This is a genomic window from Arthrobacter sp. YD2 (assembly GCF_030410475.1).
Lineage (GTDB): Bacteria > Actinomycetota > Actinomycetes > Actinomycetales > Micrococcaceae > Arthrobacter_B > Arthrobacter_B zhangbolii.
This window is the reverse complement of sequence record NZ_JAUHHB010000001.1, coordinates 738,760-755,019: the sequence shown is the minus strand read 5'-3', so window position 1 is coordinate 755,019 and position 16,260 is coordinate 738,760. Positions and strand designations below refer to the sequence as shown.

The window sequence follows — 16,260 nt, the reverse complement described above, 5'->3', positions numbered from 1 at the left end:
GGGAATCATTTCGGAGGCACGCCGGGCCGGTCCCGGTCCGGGGTGCCCACCGGGTCCCAGCCCCGCCGCGGCGTTCCCACACCCGGAGCCGGCCGCTTTCCACGCGAGCGGTACACGATGTAGGGGCGGAACAGGTACTGCAGCGGTGCGGTGAAGGCATGCACGAGCCGAGTGAACGGCCAGAGGGCAAAGAGCACCAGGCCCGTCAGCGTGTGGATCTTGAAGGACATGGAGGCTGCCGTCATGCCCACGAGGTCCGGCTGGAAGATGAAGATGGAGCGGAACCACGGTGAGACCGTGTCCCGGTAGTTCACGATCTTCGTGTCGAAGACGGAAAAGACCGTGGTCGCCAGCCCGGCGAGGATGGCGGCCAGCAGGAATATGTACATCACCTTGTCGTTCCGGGTGGTGGCCATAAACACGGGACCGGTGGTGCGGCGCCGGTAGATCAGCAGCACTATCCCCACCAGGGTGGCTACCCCGGCGATAATGCCAACGCTGAGGGCAAAGAAATGGTACGTGTCCTCGTTTACCCCTGCGGCATCCATCCAGGTCTTGGGGATCACCAGACCCACGAAGTGGCCCACAATCACGGCCAGGATGCCGAAATGGAACAGTGGCGAGGCAATGCGCAGCAGCCGCGACTCGTACAGCTGCGAAGAGCGGGTGGTCCAGCCGAACTGGTCATACCGGTAGCGCCAAATAGAGCCGAGGATCAGGATGGCCAGCACCAGGTAGGGCAGGACGCCCCACAGCATCACGTCATCCAGCCCTACCTGTACATTCCCTGGGGGCGGCACATCCAGCGGCAGGCTCATCATGGGCTGTTCCTTTCACTCACCGGCAGCAGCCGCGAACTGTAGGGCTCCAGGCCCACCGTCTCAGTGGGCGGCCCGTACCCGGCCGTCCGCATCACCTCGGCCCTGTCCTCCGGAGATACCCCGGGCAGCGTGGTGCAGAGCAGGGTCAGCACCCCTTCATAGGGCAGCCCGTCATCCCGCAGGGCCAGGCGCAGCAGTTCCACGGAGGGCCGGTAACGCTGCAGCAGTTCGTAGCCGTCCTCCGGAGACACCTTGGCGGCGAATTCGAGCACCAGCGGCAGGTAGTCCGGCAGTTCGCTTCCCTCCGGCAGCGCGCCGTGGGAGCGGTAGACCTCCTTGAAGGCGGCCAGGGCCTCCCCCCGCCGGCGGGTATCGCCGTCGGTCCAGTAGGTCAGGTGCAGGCTGTGCCGCTTGGAAAGATCAAACTCCTGCACGTAGCTTGCCTGCACCTCGCGCAGCGGTGTGTCGGTGAACCAGCTGAACAGGTCCTCCAGCTCGGAACCGGTGGCCCCGACTTCGGCGAGCGCGGACCGCAGGGCAGGCAGAGCGTCCATCAGCGCCCGGTCCGGGTACTCGAGCAGGAGCGCCGCCGCCTGCCGGATGACCCGGCTGCGCGCAGGATGGGCGTCCGCGTAAGGTTCCGGGGCCACTGTGCCCTTGCCCGGTTTGCCCAGCAGTTTCTCGAGCAGGCTCACTGCCGTACCCCCGGCCCGGAGGACGGGGGTTCCCCGCCGTCGCTGTTCCCTGTCGCGGGAGCCGGTCCGTCACCGGCGGCCTGGTCATATCCGGCACCCTTATCCGCACCGGCATCGGCGTCCGCAGCACCGCGGTTGTTGTTCCGCGGAAACAGGCCCTTGGGTGATCCCCGTCCGTCCCAGTTCAGCAGGTTGACCCGTCCGCCCAGATCGCCGTTCCCTGTCGGGTCGTCTCCGCGCTGCCGGGCCTGCAGTGCCTCGAAGTTTTCCACCGCCACGGGGGTGGGCCGGCCGGAGGCCTCACCGAAGACGCCGGTCTGGCCCATCCCGGGCCCGCCTTCCACATCCAGGGAACAGCCGATTTCCTCCAGGTTGTGGGCGTCCTCCAGGTGCGCGCTGGGGATCACGTACCGCTCTTCGTATTTGGCCACGGCCATCAGCCGGTACATCGCCACGATCTGCTCTCCGGACATGCCGACGTCGGCGGCGATCTTTTCATCCGGTGCGTCACCGAGGGTGATGTCGCGCATGTAGGCGCGCATGGCCGCGAGCTTGCGCAGCACCCCGGTGACCAGGTCCGTGTCCCCGGCGGTGAACAGTTCGGCCAGATACTCCACCGGAATCCGCAGCGCCTCGATGGCGCCGAAGAGGTTGTCCGCACTCTCGCCGTCGTGCCCCTGTTCGTTCAGCACGTCCACGATCGGGGACAGCGGCGGGACGTACCAAACCATGGGCATGGTCCGGTATTCCGGGTGCAGCGGCAGCGCCACCCTAAAGGTTTTGGCCATGGCATAGACCGGCGAGCGCCGGGCCGCGTCCAGCCAGTCCTCCGGAATGCCTTCGGCCCGGGCGCCGGCAATGACTTCCGGATCATTGGGGTCCATCATCAGGTCCAGCTGGGCCTCGTACAGGTCCTGCACGTTCGGTGTGGAGGCGGCCTCGGTGACGCGGTCGGCGTCGTACAGGAAAATCCCGATGTACCGCAGCCGGCCCACACAGGTCTCGGCGCACACGGTGGGAAGGCCCACCTCGATGCGGGGATAACAGAAGGTGCACTTCTCCGCCTTGCCGGAGCGGTGGTTGAAGTACATCTTTTTGTACGGGCACCCGGTGATGCACTGCCGCCAGCCGCGGCAGCGGTCCTGGTCCACCAGCACAATGCCGTCCTCTTCGCGCTTGTAGATGGCGCCGGAGGGACAGGAAGCCATGCAGGACGGGTTCAGGCAGTGCTCGCAGATCCGGGGCAGGTAGAACATAAAGGTGTTGTCGAAGTCCGCCTTGACCTTCTCTTCGGCCTCGCTCCGCAGCTTCTGGAGCACGGGATCCTGCTGCTCGGTGTTTTTCGAACCGCCCAGGTCATCGTCCCAGTTCGCGGACCATTCAATGTTCATGTTTTCGCCGGTGATCAGGGACTTGGGCCGGGCCACGGGGAAGTCCTTGCCTGCGGGCGCGTTGATCAGGTTTTCGTAGTCGTAGGTCCACGGCTCGTAGTAGTCATTCAGTTCGGGCTGGACCGGGCTGGCGAAAATGCCGAAGAGTTTGGCGAGCCGGCCGCCGGCCTTCAGCTTCAGCTTCCCGCGGCTGTTCAGTTCCCAGCCGCCCTTCCATTTCTCCTGGTCCTCATACCGCCGCGGGTAGCCCTGCCCGGGGCGGGTCTCCACGTTGTTGAACCACACGTATTCGGTGCCGGCCCGGTTGGTCCAGGCCTGTTTGCACGTCACTGAACAGGTATGGCAGCCAATGCACTTATCCAGTGCCATCACCATTGCCGTCTGCGCCATGATTCGCATCAGTACGCCACCTCCTGGGAACGCTTCCGGACGACGGAGACAATGTCGCGCTGGTTGCCTGTGGGGCCGAGGTAGTTAAAGGCCCAGGACAGCTGCGCATAACCGCCGATCATGTGTGTGGGTTTAACCAGGATCCGGGTCACCGAATTGTGGATGCCCCCGCGCCGGCCGGTGGCTTCGGACTTGGGCACGTCAATGATGCGTTCCTGCGCGTGGTAGACGTACAGCACCCCGGCAGGCATCCGGCTGCTGACAATCGCCCGGCCCACCAGCACCCCGTTGGTGGACACACACTCCACCCACTCGTTGTCCGACACTTCGATCAGCGCGGCGTCCTGCGGGCTGATCCAGACCGAGGTCCCGCCGCGGGAGAGGGAGAGCATCAGCAGGTTGTCCTGGTATTCCGAATGGATGGACCACTTGTTGTGCGGGGTCAGGTACCGCACGGCAACGGACAGCTCGCCGCGGGTCCCCAGCTGCGGTTCGCCGAACAGGCGGTGCATATCCAGTGGCGGCCGGTACACCGGCAGCGCCTCACCCATGTCCAGGATCCAGTCATGGTCCAGGAAGAAGTGCATCCGACCGGTCAGGGTATGGAACGGTTTGAGCCGTTCGATGTTGATGGTGAACGGCGCGTACCGCCGCCCGCCGGTCTCGGACCCGGACCACTCCGGGGAGGTAATGACGGGTGTGGGCCGGTCCTGGGTGTCGCGGAACGTGATCTGCCGGTCCTCCGCACCTTCGGCCAGATCCGCCAGCGGGACCCCGGTCCGCTTTTCCAGGGTTTTAAAGCCCTGCACGGCCAGCTCCCCGTTGGTGGTGCCCGAGAGCAGCAGGATGGCTTCGGCCATCCGGGCATCCGTGTCCACGGCCGGCCGCCCGGCCGCGGCCCCCCGGTCAAAAACGCCGTGCTTGCGCGCCAGCTGGACCAGCGGACGGGACACATCGTAGGTGACGTATTTCGTGGTGAGGCCCAGCTTGTCCGCCAACGGTCCGATGGCCACGAACTTTTCACCGATCGCCGTGTAGTCCCGTTCCACCACCGCCAGGGAGGGCAGGTTCTTCCCCGGGACAGCGGGAATATCCGTGCCCTTCCAGTCCGGGGCGTGGCCGCCGGGCTGGGCGATCTCTCCGGGGGTGTCATGGGTCAGCGCCGTGGCCACCATGTCCTTGCGCACGCCCAGGTGCGTCAACGCCTGGCGGGAGAACTCCTCGGCGAGCAGCCGGAACAGATCGTAATCCGTCTTGGCTTCCCAGGGCGGGGCGATGGCCGGCGTGAAGGCATGCACGTAGGGGTGCATGTCGGTGGAGGACAGGTCGTACTTCTCGTACCAGGTGGCGGCTGGGAACACGACGTCGGAAAGCAGCGTGGAACTGGTCATCCGGAAATCCGCGGAGACCAGCAGGTCGAGCTTGCCCTGCGGCGCTTCCTCGCGCCACACCACGTCTTTGGGACGGGCTTCGGCGTGGTCCATGCCCATCACGTTGTTCAGGGTGCCCAGCAGGTGCTTCTGGAAGTACTCCTCCCCCTTGGCCGAGGAGCCCAGGAGGTTTGAGCGCCACAGGATCAGGGTCCGCGGCCAGTTCTTTGGGGCGTCCACATCCTCCACGGCGAAGCGCAGTTTCTCCTCCTTCAGCTGCCGTGCCACCCAGGCTGCCTCCGTGTCCGCCTCCCCGCGGGCCACGGCCGCCGCGGCGTCATCGGCGACGTCCAGGGAATTGCGCGCATCGAACTGGGGGAAGAACGGCATCCAGCCCATCCGGGTGGACTTCGCAACCACATCGGCGGTGTGCATGCCGCGCAGGTGGCCGGTGGCCAGCGGGGACTGCATGGCATCGGAGGAATACCCATCGGAGCGGAACTGGTCCGTGTGCATGTACCAGAATGCCGTGCCGATCATGAACCGGGGCGGCCGGTTCCAGTCCCCGGCGGAGGCCATGGCTGCCCAGCCGGTAATGGGCCGGCACTTCTCCTGGCCGACGTAGTGCGCCCAGCCGCCGCCGTTGCGGCCCTGGCAGCCGGTGAGCATCAGCATGGCCAAAATGGCACGGTAGGTCACATCGCCGTGGTACCACTGGCAGATGCCGGCGCCGAGGATGATCATGGACCGGCCCTTGGATTTTTCCGCGTTGGCGGCGAAATCCCGGGCCGTGCGGATGACGGCTTCCGGGCTGACGTTGGTGATTTCATGCTGCCATGCCGGCGTGTAGGGACTGGCGGCGTCGTCATACCCGGCCGCCCACTGTCCGGGCAGCCCGTCCCGGCCCACCCCGTACTGCGCCAGCATCAGGTCAAAGACGGTGGTGACCGTCCGCCCGGCCACCTCCATCACCGGCACGCCGCGCTGCACCACCGTTCCGACGCCGGACGGGTCGGTGAAGGCGGGCAGGTCCACCCGGCTGACCTTTTGGCTGTAGGACGAGGCATCGGCCACAGACAGGGCGGGCACCACGCCCTGCAGGTCCAGGTTCCATTTCCCGGCGTCGGCCTCGTTGTACCGGAAGCCCACGGAACCGTTGGGCACAACCGGGGTGCCGGCGTCGCGGTCCAGCAGCACCGTCTTGAAGGCGGCGTCCGCGGCTTTGGCCTCGCTCCGCCCCAGCTCCGCGGCGGTGAGGAACTTGCCCGGAACCACGGTTCCGTCAGGGCCCTGCTCCAGTGCGACGAGGAACGGCAGATCGGTGTACTGCACCACGTAGTCCTCGAAGAACGGCACCCGCCGGTCCACGAAGTTCTCCTTCAGGATCACGTGGCCCATTGCCATCGCGAGCGCGGCGTCGGAGCCGGCCGCGGCGGGGAGCCATTCATCGGCGAACTTGGTGTTGTCCGCATAGTCCGGGCTGACCGAGACCACCTTGGTGCCGCGGTAGCGCCCTTCCACCATCCAGTGCGCGTCCGGAGTGCGGGTGACCGGGATATTGGAACCCCACATCATCAGATAGGTGGCATCCCACCAGTCCCCGGATTCGGGTACGTCGGTCTGGTCCCCGAAGACCTGCGGGCTGGCCACCGGCAGGTCTGCGTACCAGTCATAAAAGCTGTTCATCACCCCGCCGATGAGGTTGATGAACCGGGCACCGGCCGCGTGCGAGACCATGGACATGGCCGGGATGGGCGAGAACCCGGTGCAGCGGTCCGGGCCGAAGTTCTTCACCGTGGCGACGTGTGCGGCCGCAGTCATCTCCAGTGCCTCGGCCCAGCTGGAGCGCACCAGTCCGCCCTTGCCCCGTGCCTGCTGGTAGGTGCGCCGGCGCTGCGGATCATTCACAATCTCTTCCCACGCCAGCACCGGGTCCCCGGTTCGCTCCCTGGCCGCACGGTACATTTCCAGCAGCACCCCGCGGATATAGGGGAACCGGACCCGGGTGGGCGAATAGGTGTACCAGGAGAAAGCCGCGCCGCGCGGGCAGCCGCGCGGCTCGTACTCGGGCCGGTCCGGTCCCACGCTCGGGTAGTCGGTCTCCTGCGCCTCCCAGGTGATGATCCCGTCCTTGACGTACACCTTCCACGAGCAGGATCCCGTGCAGTTCACGCCGTGGGTGGAGCGCACCACCTTGTCGTGGCTCCACCGGTTCCGGTAGAAGGCGTCCCCCTGCCGACCGCCTTCCCGGAACACGGCCCGTCCGTCAGCGGTCTCATCCCATCGGGTGAAGAACCGGCCGAGTTTGAGCATTGCGTCAGATGCGGGGCCATCGATCCCCGGAGCGGAGCCAGCCATAGGTACCAGCTTGGAACAGGGCGGCCCGCGCAAACAGGGGGAACCCGCATATCGCAGTCCCGACCCGGTAGTTTTTCGGACGGCGGCAGTGTCCGGCCGGTTTGGACCCGGGCGATAAACTCGATTTGTGAGCATAGAACTTCCAGCACAGGTGTCCGATATCTTCGACCCGCGGCAGTGGCGTCTCGTCTCCGGGTTCGAGGACCTGGCAGACATGACCTACCACCGCCAGGTGGAGCGCGACGCCGACGGCGCCGTCATACGTGACCTGCCGACCGTGCGGATCGCGTTCAACCGCCCCGAGGTGCGCAATGCTTTCCGTCCCGGCACCGTGGACGAGCTGTACCGGGCCATGGACCACGCCCGGATGACCCCCGACGTCGCCACCGTTCTGCTCACCGGCAACGGCCCCTCTCCCAAGGACGGCGGCCACTCCTTCTGCTCCGGCGGAGACCAGCGCATCCGCGGACGCGACGGCTACCGCTATGCCGAGGGCGAGACGAAGGAAACCATTGACCCCGCACGCGCCGGCCGGCTGCACATCCTGGAAGTCCAGCGGCTGATGCGCACCATGCCCAAGGTGGTCATCGCCGTCGTCAACGGCTGGGCAGCCGGCGGCGGGCACAGCCTGCACGTGGTCTCGGACCTGACCATCGCCTCCCGCCAGCACGGAAAATTCAAGCAGACCGACGCCACCGTGGGCAGTTTCGACGCCGGCTACGGCTCCGCGCTGCTGGCCCGGCAGATCGGCCAGAAGAAAGCACGTGAAATCTTCTTCCTGGCCCGCGAATACTCCGCCGAGGACATGGTGGCCATGGGCGCGGTCAATGAAGCGGTGGACCATGAAAACCTGGAAAAGGTGGCACTGGAATACGCGGCGGACATTGCCCGGCAGTCCCCGCAGGCCATCCGGATGCTGAAGTTCGCGTTCAACCTGGCCGACGACGGCCTGGCCGGACAACAGGTCTTTGCCGGCGAGGCCACCCGGCTGGCGTACATGACGGATGAGGCGGTGGAAGGCAAAGAGGCGTTCCTGGCCAAACGGGAGCCGGACTGGTCCTCCTTCCCCTACTACTTCTAGGACCGCTTTGGAACTGCTCCCAGTCCTGATCTCCCCCGGATTCGATCCGGGTATGCTCCTTGCCCCGCTGGCCGATGCGCTGGCCGGCGAGGGGCCCGCCGTGGCACCGCACACGGATCCCGGCCAGACCTTCGACGGCGAACTGCCCAATGATGACATTGCGCTGGTGATCAGTACCTCCGGCTCCACCGGAACCCCGAAACAGACCATGCTCTCCACGGACGCACTGGCCGCGTCCTCGATGTCCACCGCCATGGCGCTGGAAGCCGACGGCCAGTGGCTGGCTGCGCTGCCGGTGAACTACATTGCCGGTGTCCAGGTCCTCATCCGGTCCCTCTATGCCGGCACGCAGCCGGTGTTTATGGACCTGTCCGTTCCGTTCAGCGCGGAGGTATTTACCCGGGCGGCCGAGGACATGACGGACCGCAACCGGTTTACCTCCCTGGTGCCCACCCAGCTGCACCGGCTGCTGCAGGACCCGGCACCGGAAACCCTCCGCGTGCTGCGCCGCTTCAACGCGATCCTGCTCGGCGGCGCCCCCGCGGGCGCTCCCCTGCTGGAGAAGGCACGCAGCCACGGCCTGAACGTGGTGACCACCTACGGGATGAGCGAAACCTGCGGCGGCTGCGTCTACAACGGTGTTCCGCTGCCCGGCATCGACGTCATCCGGGAGGAGGGACGCCTGTGGATTGCCGGCGACGTGCTGGCCGACGGTTACATGGGCCGCCCCGAACTGACCCGGGACCGCTTCCGGTTCAATTCCGGACGCCGCTGGTTCCGCACCGATGACACCGGCACGGTGGATGATCAGGGCCGGGTTCATGTATCCGGCCGGCTGGACGACGTCATCGTCAGCGGTGGCATCAAGATCTCGGCTCAGGCGGTTGCCGGGGCCGTGGAAACCGTGGCCGGCGTGGAACAGGCCTTTGTGCTGGGCCTCGACGACGCCGAGTGGGGCTCCCGGGTGGGCGCCGCCGTCGTCGGCAGCGTTGACCCGGAGCTGGTCCGCGAGGCCGTCCGCTCCCGGCTGGGAGCCGCGGCCGTGCCGAAGGTGGTCCTGCTGCTCGAATCCCTGCCGTTGCTGCCTAACGGCAAAGCGGACCGGATGACGCTGCTGCGGCTGCTTGCCGCGGCTAAACACTGAACCTGATTTCCCGTAACCGAAGAACTAAGGACTGAAACTGTGGCTACAGCCGCCCAATGGTTAGAAGGCGCCCGTCCCCGGACGCTGCCGATGGCAATAGCGCCGGTCATTATCGGCTCGGCTGCCGCCTACGACCTCGGAGCCTTCCATCCGGTCCGTGCCGCGCTGGCAGCCATTGTGGCCATCCTGCTGCAGGTGGGCGTGAACTACGCCAACGACTACTCCGACGGCATCCGCGGCACCGACGATAACCGGGTGGGCCCGCTGCGGCTCACCGGTTCCCGGCTGGCCACACCCAAGCAGGTCAAATACGCGGCCTTCGTGTGCTTCGGCGCCGCGATGGTGGCCGGCTTCGCCCTGGTGATCCTGGCCTCGAGCTGGTACCTGATCCTGGTCGGCTTCGGCTGCGTGGCCGCCGCCTGGGGCTACACCGGGGGAAAGAACCCCTACGGTTACCTGGGCCTGGGCGATGTGTTTGTCTTCGTCTTCTTCGGCCTGGTCGCAACCCTCGGCACCACCTACACGCAGGCCCTGGAAATCAACACCGCAGCCGTGCTGGGAGCGGTGGGCACCGGGCTGATCGCCATGGCGCTGCTGATGGCCAACAACGTCCGGGACATTCCCACGGACCGTGAGGCAGGCAAGCGGACACTTGCCGTGCGGCTGGGCGACGGCCCCGCGCGGATCAGCTACGTGATGATGCTGGCCCTGGCCCTGCTGCTGCCGCTGCTGATCGCCGGCAGCTACCCGTGGATCCTGCTGGTGCTTCTGCTGGTGCCGGCGTGCATCATGCCGTGCTGGCTGATGTTGACGGGCAAAAAGCGCGGAAGCCTGATCCCGGTCCTGAAGCAGACCGGGCTGATCAACCTGGGCTTCAGCGTGCTCTACGCTGCCGGGCTGGTCATCACCCGGTTACTGGCCTAGCGGGCCCCGGCCGGCTCCCGGTCTGGCCGGACCGGCCGGCGGCGCGGCTTGCCTCCCGGCGGCGCTTTAGACGTCGCGGCGGCGGTCGTTGTCGATCTGCACATCGGGGTTACCGGCAACCAAACCGTCCTCGGCAGCTGAGTCATCCAGTTCGGCACGGTTGCGCTTGGGTGCCCGTTCCTCGGTGAAGCGGCGCTGAACCGTACGGGCCGCTTCGTCGCGCATGTTGCGGGCAAACAGGTAGGTAACGCACCAGGCCAGGACTGCAGCGGCCAGCGCCGAGACCAGGACGCCCAGTCCCATCCACAGGCAGATCACGAAGAAGACGGCCACCAAACCCAGGCGGAGTGCAGTAAATTTCCAGAAAGCCACGCCTCCATTCTAGGCGCACGCGGGTTCGGCCGGCTCCTTGGCGGCGCCGGAGCCTGCCGACGGGCCGCTCAACTACAATGGGCCTATGCCTCGTCTTGTGTTGTTCGGCGTCATCCTTGTCGCTGCTGTGATCATTTACGCCGTCATCGACTGCATCATGTCCCGCGCGAACGAGGTGCGGAGCATTTCGAAGGTCTCCTGGGTGCTTGCCATCATCCTGGTACCGGTGATCGGTGCTGCGCTGTGGTTCCTCTTCGGCCGGCCGTCCGGCGGTTCCGGCGGGTCCGGACCGCGGCAGCCCCGCCGTCCCTCAGCGCCCGACGACGATCCCGATTTCCTGCGTAACCTCGAAATCCGCCGCCGGCAGGAACAGAAGGAAGCCGAGCTCAAAGCCCGCGAGGCGGAGCTTCGGGCCCGCGAAGAACAACAGGACCGCCGAAGCGACGACGGCAAGCCCGGGGCCTAGGCTCCCGCGGCGCGGCGCGGCTGGCTGCGGCCGGCTGCCGCAGCAGGCGTTCCACCGCCACGAGTCCGCTGAATACGGCTTCCCCTCCAGACATAAAAAGGCCCGCCCCGGTATTCCGGGGCGGGCCTTTCCACTGGCGGGGTTAGACGCCGGCGTAGCTGTGCAGGCCGGAGAAGAACATGTTCACGATGGTGAAGTTAAAGACCACGCAGAGGTAACCGACAATCGAGAGCCAGGCGGCACGGGTACCGGTCCAGCCGCGGGTGGCGCGGGCGTGCAGGTAACCGGCGTAGACCACCCAGATTACGAAGGTCCAGACTTCCTTGGTGTCCCAGCCCCAGTAGCGGCCCCAGGCCTGTTCGGCCCAGATAGCGCCGGCCATGAGGGTGAAGGTCCACAGCACGAAGGAAACAGCGTTGATGCGGTAGGCCAGGTTCTCAAGGCTCTGGGCGGAGGGAACAATCCGCAGGAACGGCAGACGTTCCGGGCGTCCGGAGCGGATGCGGGTTTCCCGGTCAGCCTGCAGCAGCTGCAGCACCGACATGGCAAACGTGAGCGTAAACAGGGCCGAGGCAATCACGGCAACGGACACGTGGATGATCAGCCAGTAGCTCTGCAGGGCCGGTACCAGGTGCGCCACCGGGGTGGGGAAGCCGATGGTGGCCGCCATCATCATAATCAGCACCAGACCGAGGACAAACGTGCCCAGGAAGCGCAGGTCGCGGCGGGTCAGCACCAGCAGGAACACTACGGTCACTACCAGCGCGCCCGTGGTGCAGAACTCGTACATGTTGCCCCAGGGCACGCGGTGGGCAGCCATGCCACGGGTGATTACGCCCGCTGCGTGCACGGCGGCAGCCAGCACGGTCAGCGCCACGCCGACGCGGGCGGCGTTGCGGCGCGGACCGGTGTAGCCCATGCCGGCGTCGGCGGTCTGGGCTTCGCGCCCGCCGTCAGGGTCCCAGGACCGCGCGGAGCCGTTCTTCGGAGCGCCGGCCGGAACGGTTTCCCGCACCCGGGATTTGGTCTCCAGCCGGCTTTCGACCGCCTGAATGGTCTTGCTGCTCTTGGCCAGATCCCATGAAAAGGCCAGGAACGCGACCGTATAAGCGAATGCTGCCAGCAGCATAAACAGCTCGCTGTAACTCGCGAGGGTGTAATCGATGGATGGCATTACCGGTCCTTACCTGATTCTTCGGCGGTGCTGCGCTCCGCCGCTGCGTTTGCGGGTACGCTGACCCGCCCATCATTGTGTCCGTGTGTGTCCTGTTGTGCCAGCCACTTCTCCGAAAGCAGGCCCCGGATGGTGGACGCCTCGCTGGACAGGCGGGCATCCTCGCCGCGGGCCAGCAGGCCGTACTCAACCATCACGCGGCCGTCCGGATGCTGGCCGGCCCGGACCCAGACCCGCCGGCGGGCCAGGAACAGCGAGACTGCCAGGCCGGAGAGGGACAGGACAGAGAAGATCAGTACACCGGTCTTGCCCGGATCGTGGTGGATGTCGAGGGCCGCGTAGCGCTTCAGCCCGTCAAAGGTGATTGACCCCTTGCCCTCCGGCAGTTCGTAGGTCTGGTTGGCGGCGAGCACAATGCCCCCGGCGTCCAGGTCACGGTTGTTCAACGGGGTGAGGTCTTCGGTTTCCAGTACGTAGACGTTGGACGGCACGCCCTCATCCAGGCCAAGGTCCCCGTAGTAGGAGTTCAGGTTCAGCTGTGGGTTGATCGGATCCGGGTCCCCGGAGTAGCTGACCCCTGCCTCGTCGATCATGGCGGTGGGCAGGAAGAAGCCGACAAAGCCCAGCTGGTCCGGCTTGGCGTCGGGGGCCTTGATCACCGCCAGCGAGGTGTACACGCCGTCGGTGGGGACCGCGACGACCGGACCCTGCAGCGCCACGTTGCCCTCGCCGTCGCGCACCGTCACGGTGGGGGCGTAACCGTTGCCGACCAGGTACACGCGGGTGCCGCCCACCGTGAGGGGCGAGTTGACCTTGAGCAGCTCCTCGCGCGGTTCGGCGTCGGGGCTCTCCCTCACGGTCATGTAGGCGGAAAAGTCCAGCGGCTGGCCGTAGTGGGTCTCTGACTCGCGGTCGAATTCGACTTCGAACTTGTCCAGGGTGAGCGCGTACGGGCTCAGCTGGTTCTCGGTGAAGTTGGAGCCCGGTGTGAAGGTGTCATAACTGACCAGGGTGTTCACGAAGGACTCGCCTTCCACCACGATCTTCTGTCCGCTGTAGCCGAAGAGCCCGCCGATACCCACACAGGCCAGCACACCAATCATGGAGGTATGGAAAACCAGGTTGCCCAGTTCCTTTGCGAACCCGCGCTCGGCACCGACCGAGGGCCGGTCCGTGTCGGTCCCCCGGACATCCACGCGGTAGCCACGCTTGCGCAGTACCTTCGCGGCGTCGCGCACGGCGTCGGCCGGGGTCAGGGACGCGGACGCCGGAACGGTGAGGGTGCCGTACTCGGGCATCCGGGACAGTTTGCTGGGGGTGCGCGGCGGCTTGGAGCGCATGGCCTTGAAGTGCGCCTTGGCCCGCGGGATCACGCAGCCGATCAGGGAGATGAACAGCAGCAGGTAGATCGCGGAGAACCAGACCGAGGAGTACACATCAAAAAGCTGGAACCGGTCCAGCCACGGCCCGGTCTCGGGGTTGTCCTTGATGTACTGCGTGACCACCGACGGATCGGCGGGCCGCTGCGGAAACAGCGAACCGGGCACTGCCGCGACGGCGAGCAGCAGCAGCAGGAACAGCGCCGTCTTCATGCTGGTCAGCTGGTTCCAGGCCCACCGGAGCATGCCCAGCACGCCCAGCGCGGGCAGCGCCACGTCATCCCGGCCGGCCTTGGACGGGCGGGACGGGGATACGGGCTTTTTGGCTTTGTCAGTCACGTCATCCGGTTTCGGGGTCAAGGTGTTCTCATGCTTCGTCTGTTCTCACTGTTCATTCGCTCGTACATCAGATCGGCAGTGTCACGTTACCCAACCAACCTTGGAGCTGGTTGATCCACACGTTCCAGACGCCGCTGACCATCAGCACGCCCAAGGCAATCAGCATTCCGCCGCCGAAACGCTGCAGGGCGAGACGGTGCCGGCGGAAGACGCCCAGGGCACCCATTCCCCGCCGGAAGCCGACGGCCAGGAGCAGGAACGGCAGTCCCAGCCCGAGGCAGTAGACAAAAGTCAGCAGTGCACCCTTGGCGGCGCTGGCGTCACTGCCGGAGAAGGAGAGTAACTGTACAGCGGAGAGCGTCGGGCCGATGCACGGTGCCCATCCCAGCCCGAACGTGATTCCCAGCACCGGAGCGCCCCAGAGGCCTGCCGGCGGCTTGGCTTCGATCTTGCGGTCGCGCTGGAACCAGCTCATGCCGCCCATAAAGACAATGCCCAGCAGGATCACCACCACGCCAAGCGCCTGGGTGATCCCTTCCTGTTCAGAACCCTTCAGCCAGGCCCCGAGCTGCCCGATGCCTGCACCGAGCGCCACGAACACCAGGGAAAACCCGAGCACAAACAGTCCGATGCCGGCGAACATCCGCCCCCGGCGCTGCTTCTGCAGATCCACCCCGGTCAGTCCGGTGACGTACCCCAGGTATCCCGGGACCAGGGGAAGGACGCAGGGTGAGAGAAAGGAAACCAGCCCGGCGAGGGCAGCTACGGGGATGGCCAGCAGCACGGAGCCGTTGAGTACGGTGTCCGCAAAGGCATTGGCGGTGGATTCCGTGGCCGGGTTCACCGCTGCTGTAAGGAAGGACACGTCCCTACGCTGCCAGCGCGTCGCTGATCAGGGCCTTCAGGGTGCCCTTGTCCGCCAGTCCGAGGATGCGCGCTGCGACACGGCCCTGCCGGTCCAGCACCAGGGTCGTGGGTACGGCCTGCGGCGGAACCACGTTGGCCATCGCAAGCAGCACGCCGCCGTCCTTGTCATAAAAACTGGGGTACGGAACGTTGAAGTTCCGTTCAAAGGCTTCGGCCGTGGCCTTTTCGTCGCGGATGTTCACGCCGTAGAAACGCGCGCCGTCGGGTTCGAAGGTGTTGTGCAGCTCCACCAGGTCGGGGGCTTCCTTGCGGCAGGGGGCGCAGGCGGCGTACCAGAAGTTGAGGACGACGACGGCGCCTGCCCAGTCCGCGGAGCTCACTTCGGTGCCGTCAAAAAGCGTGCCGGAAAGCTGCACTGCTTCGCCGCGGTCGGCGGGATCGTATTCCGTGACTGAGCCGTCACCGGCAATGTAGTTCTTGTTGTCTCCTGCATTGGCCTGTTCTGCCAGCGGATCATCCGAGGAGCAGCCGGCAGCAGCGGCGACAAACGGTACGCTGACGGCCAGTCCGGCACCGAGCCGAAGGAAGGAGCGGCGCCCGAGGGCCGCGTCAGAGCTCTGACTTTTCTTCAAGGATTTCCAGCTTTCATCGCGGCAGGGGGAAGCCACTTCTACAACGCGTAGTAATTCTATTATGCTCCCGGGACATTTGCTGCGCCGGGAAGGAGGTCGGCACTGGGCTCCGCGTAGCGGACGCCTACGAGTTCTGCGCCGTCAAAATCCAGTGTGGTGACCGAGGTCAGGGTGCATTCCCGCTGGCGCGGATCATGCCAGAGCTTTTTGCCTTCGGCGGCGAGCCGGGTCACCCAGATGGGCAGCTGGTGGCTGACCAGGACAGCCTCTGCGTTATCTCCGCCGAGCTCCACGGCACGCATCCGCGCGTCGTCGACGGCAGCCATCACCCGGGCCACCTGCTTGGCATAGGGCTCACCCCAGGACGGACGCATGGGATTGCGCAGCAGCGGCCAGTAGCGCGGGTTCCGAAGCCTGCTCTGAATGTTGGACATGCCTTCGAAGCGGTTCTCAGCTTCCAGAATGCGCTCGTCGGTGGCGATATCCAGCTTCAGCGCGGCGGCAATCGGAGCAGCTGTCTCCTGCGCACGGGTCAGGGGCGAGGCGACGAGATAAACCAGATTGGCGCCGTCGTTGCGCCGTTCATCGAAGTGTCCGGCCACGCGGTCCGCCATCCGGCGTCCCAGATCGGACAGGTGGAACTCGGGAAGGCGCCCGTAAAGGACCTTGTCCGGATTGAAGACTTCACCGTGGCGCACGAGATGTATGGATGAGCGGGACATGTGTCCCAGTTTCGCAGAGATGGCGCCAGCCGCTAAATTCCCCAAACCAGACTCCGGGATTCACTTGAACCTTTAACCAATCCATGCAACACTGTATGCAAATGCATGCAAATGCTGCGGGGGTCTTCTCCGCAC

Annotated in this window: 14 protein-coding genes; 4 read left to right on the top strand and 10 right to left on the bottom strand. The window is 65.9% G+C overall.

Annotation, left to right across the window (positions count from 1 at the left end; genetic code table 11):
• Positions 1-5: 5 nt before the first annotated feature.
• The 4 genes from narI to QWJ37_RS03690 are packed head-to-tail and all read right to left on the bottom strand — an operon-like array spanning position 6 to position 7,025.
• On the bottom strand, positions 6-818 hold the full coding sequence (gene narI / locus QWJ37_RS03705; protein ID WP_227902680.1) for a respiratory nitrate reductase subunit gamma: 813 nt from the start codon (positions 816-818) through the stop codon (positions 6-8).
• A complete protein-coding gene (gene narJ, locus QWJ37_RS03700; RefSeq protein ID WP_290244166.1) occupies positions 818-1,516 on the bottom strand; it encodes a nitrate reductase molybdenum cofactor assembly chaperone in 699 nt (232 codons plus the stop codon). The genes narI and narJ overlap by 1 nt, the downstream gene beginning before the upstream one ends.
• Positions 1,513-3,306 carry a nitrate reductase subunit beta gene (gene narH, locus QWJ37_RS03695; protein ID WP_227902457.1) on the bottom strand — a complete coding sequence of 598 codons (1,794 nt, stop codon included), beginning with the start codon at positions 3,304-3,306 and terminating at the stop codon, positions 1,513-1,515. Before narH ends, narJ begins: the two co-directional genes overlap by 4 nt.
• The gene (locus QWJ37_RS03690) at positions 3,306-7,025 is read right to left on the bottom strand and encodes a nitrate reductase subunit alpha (protein WP_290244163.1); all 3,720 of its coding nucleotides are present in this window, start codon (positions 7,023-7,025) and stop codon (positions 3,306-3,308) included. Before QWJ37_RS03690 ends, narH begins: the two co-directional genes overlap by 1 nt.
• A gap of 127 nt (positions 7,026-7,152) precedes the next feature.
• Between QWJ37_RS03690 and QWJ37_RS03685 the strand changes: the two genes are divergently transcribed.
• The 3 genes from QWJ37_RS03685 to QWJ37_RS03675 are packed head-to-tail and all read left to right on the top strand — an operon-like array spanning position 7,153 to position 10,174.
• Complete coding sequence (locus QWJ37_RS03685; protein WP_290244161.1) at positions 7,153-8,106, top strand: 1,4-dihydroxy-2-naphthoyl-CoA synthase; 954 nt, start codon at positions 7,153-7,155, stop codon at positions 8,104-8,106.
• A 7-nt stretch (positions 8,107-8,113) separates the two neighbouring features.
• Positions 8,114-9,250 (top strand): AMP-binding protein, encoded by a 1,137-nt coding sequence (locus QWJ37_RS03680; protein WP_290244159.1) that lies wholly within the window; start codon positions 8,114-8,116, stop codon positions 9,248-9,250.
• Between the two features lie 39 nt (positions 9,251-9,289).
• On the top strand, positions 9,290-10,174 hold the full coding sequence (locus QWJ37_RS03675; RefSeq protein ID WP_227902461.1) for a 1,4-dihydroxy-2-naphthoate polyprenyltransferase: 885 nt from the start codon (positions 9,290-9,292) through the stop codon (positions 10,172-10,174).
• Positions 10,175-10,240: 66 nt separating this feature from the next.
• Here the strand turns inward: QWJ37_RS03675 and QWJ37_RS03670 are convergent, their stop codons facing one another.
• Positions 10,241-10,546: a DUF4229 domain-containing protein gene (locus QWJ37_RS03670; protein ID WP_227902462.1), complete on the bottom strand. Its 306-nt coding sequence runs from the start codon at positions 10,544-10,546 to the stop codon at positions 10,241-10,243.
• Between the two features lie 85 nt (positions 10,547-10,631).
• On the opposite strand from QWJ37_RS03670, the gene QWJ37_RS03665 reads away from it, so the two are divergent.
• The gene (locus tag QWJ37_RS03665) at positions 10,632-11,012 is read left to right on the top strand and encodes a PLD nuclease N-terminal domain-containing protein (RefSeq protein WP_227928602.1); all 381 of its coding nucleotides are present in this window, start codon (positions 10,632-10,634) and stop codon (positions 11,010-11,012) included.
• Between the two features lie 142 nt (positions 11,013-11,154).
• On the opposite strand, the gene ccsB is transcribed toward QWJ37_RS03665, so the two are convergent.
• The 5 genes from ccsB to QWJ37_RS03640 form a co-directional block, all read right to left on the bottom strand.
• Entirely contained in the window at positions 11,155-12,186 is a 1,032-nt protein-coding gene (gene ccsB, locus QWJ37_RS03660; RefSeq protein WP_290244153.1) for a c-type cytochrome biogenesis protein CcsB, read from the bottom strand.
• Positions 12,186-13,811, bottom strand: a complete 1,626-nt coding sequence (locus QWJ37_RS03655; protein WP_290244827.1) for a cytochrome c biogenesis protein ResB — start codon at positions 13,809-13,811, stop codon at positions 12,186-12,188. Before QWJ37_RS03655 ends, ccsB begins: the two co-directional genes overlap by 1 nt.
• A gap of 160 nt (positions 13,812-13,971) precedes the next feature.
• Entirely contained in the window at positions 13,972-14,769 is a 798-nt protein-coding gene (locus tag QWJ37_RS03650) for a cytochrome c biogenesis protein CcdA (RefSeq protein ID WP_290244151.1), read from the bottom strand.
• Between the two features lie 4 nt (positions 14,770-14,773).
• Complete coding sequence (locus QWJ37_RS03645) at positions 14,774-15,337, bottom strand: TlpA disulfide reductase family protein (protein WP_227902682.1); 564 nt, start codon at positions 15,335-15,337, stop codon at positions 14,774-14,776.
• A 125-nt stretch (positions 15,338-15,462) separates the two neighbouring features.
• On the bottom strand, positions 15,463-16,125 hold the full coding sequence (locus QWJ37_RS03640; protein ID WP_227902466.1) for a histidine phosphatase family protein: 663 nt from the start codon (positions 16,123-16,125) through the stop codon (positions 15,463-15,465).
• Positions 16,126-16,260 lie beyond the last annotated feature (135 nt).